The organism is Butyrivibrio sp. VCD2006, from assembly GCF_000423925.1.
Classification (GTDB): domain Bacteria; phylum Bacillota; class Clostridia; order Lachnospirales; family Lachnospiraceae; genus Butyrivibrio.
Genome location: NZ_AUIX01000071.1, coordinates 1 through 1835 on the forward strand (window position 1 = coordinate 1; position 1835 = coordinate 1835).

3 protein-coding genes are annotated in these 1835 nt (G+C 36.3%); 2 read left to right on the top strand and 1 reads right to left on the bottom strand.

Features of this window, described 5'->3' with window-relative positions; translation table 11 throughout:
• Window positions 1-1080: asparagine synthase-related protein (locus G586_RS0116910; protein ID WP_026528652.1), on the top strand; the 1080-nt coding region annotated here is incomplete at its 5' end.
• 61 nt (window positions 1081-1141) lie between these two features.
• Here the strand turns inward: G586_RS0116910 and G586_RS0116915 are convergent.
• Window positions 1142-1330, bottom strand: coding sequence for a hypothetical protein (locus G586_RS0116915; protein WP_026528653.1), 189 nt, complete (start codon window positions 1328-1330; stop codon window positions 1142-1144).
• Between the two features lie 175 nt (window positions 1331-1505).
• On the opposite strand from G586_RS0116915, the gene G586_RS0116920 reads away from it, so the two are divergent.
• On the top strand, window positions 1506-1835 hold a 330-nt coding region (locus G586_RS0116920; RefSeq protein WP_026528654.1), incomplete at its 3' end, for a lasso peptide biosynthesis B2 protein.

Here is a 1835-nt window from a genome sequence, read left to right on the forward strand (position 1 = left end):
GCAAAGCTTATGCAGGGTGAAAATAAAACTCTTTATGGATACACCTCTGTTCCGCTTAAAGAATATGAATACAAAAATCCGGGCTTCGATATGCCTGATGAGAGTAATGGGGTAAAGCATATTGTAGCGAAATACCCTAATATTGAGCAGGAGTTCTGTGACTGTGAGGGAATGAGCTCTTTTACAGAGATGGATGAGTTTGTGCATGTTTTTGAAACTCCTGGGAAATGCTTTGTTAATCAGGTGTGGATGAAATATATCGTCAAAACTGCGGCAGAGAAGGGGTGTAAAGTACTCCTTAATGGACAGTTTGGGAATTTTACTATTTCGAGAGGAGATATGAAAAGATATTTCTTTCAAAAAGTTCTTTCGGGAAAAGTAAGAGAAGCTAAGCATCAGCTAGCTCTATTCGGAAAAAAATATGGCGTTCCCAGGAAAGTGCTCCTTAAGGGTGTGCTCGAGGCAATAAAGGAAGAGATTTTATGTGATCTTAAACTAAAAAATGGAGTGGAAAGTCTCTTTGATATGGATTATATAAGACATTCTCTTATGAATAAGTATAGAGTGAAGAGAGTACTTATAAAACGTCAACGTTATTATGGTGTTACGGATGTTGAATCTGTAAGGAAGATGTATCGGAGTCTTGGCGATATAAACATACTTCAGACTCAAGGCTTTTTTGATACCAGATACAGCTTATATTATGGCATTTTGTTTAGGGATCCTACAAAAGATAAAAGAGTTATGGAGCTTTGTGCATCTTTTCCTCCGGAACAGTATGTTTATAACGCGATGGAACGCAGGCTTGTCAGAGAGTACCTTGATGATTTTCTACCGGACTATGAGAGACTTCAGATTAAGTATAAGGGCAGACAGGGAACAGACAGAGTTACAAGACTTAAGTCCTTTGGAGATAATCATAACAAAATAGTGTTAAACGATAAGGTATATGATTATTTAAGAAAAGATAACGTTATATCTATGATGAAGGAAGAAATCAGCGAAAATAATGCTATGAATATAGTTAGAACAATAGCTCTTAGTAAATTCTTTGATGAATTTGATGAAATGAAAGTATGATGAAGTTTCTTAAAGAAAAAAAGGAGTCATAAAAGACTCCTTTCTATTGGAATAGTTATAATCAAGGATTGTTGATAATAACTTCTGCTCCAGTTGCGGAAGGATCTGAAGTACCGCCACTATATGAAGCCCAGTTAGTGTCACGCTCAGCATCATAAACATATCCGTCAACATATTTAGGATTACGGCCACGAAGCATTGTTGAGCTGAGGTTGAGTTCCTGAATATTAGGTGCATTCCATTTCTTCATACTATATATCCTCCTTAAAAGATTTAATAATTTTTTTTATAAAAATAAGATAGCAACAGCGTTACTTAAAGTAAAGGATTCTAACAATAGTGTAAGAATATATTAGTGATAATTGAATTATAATAGAGGAAATGCTTTTTGAAGTTTATATTTTGATTTTTGTAATAGGTGAAGTATGAGTATATTAGCAAGAGGTTACAGATTTTTAAGATACAATGAGCATAAGGGTCTGACGCTTAAGGCGTGGGCATTGTCCGCGCGATATCGATATCAGATGCTATATGAAGATACAAAAAAGCTCCGAAGTAAATGGGGTATAGTCGGGGAGGAATCGCCGGAGGATGCAACAATTGACGAATATAGATTTGCCAAGAAGGTAGCCTATTCAGTCAATCAGGTATGCAACAAAACCAGATGGGAGAGTAAATGCCTGGTGAGAGCACTGACTGCGCAGAAGCTTCTTTTGGAGAAGGGGATTGAGTCAACTCTTTACCTTGGATGTAAA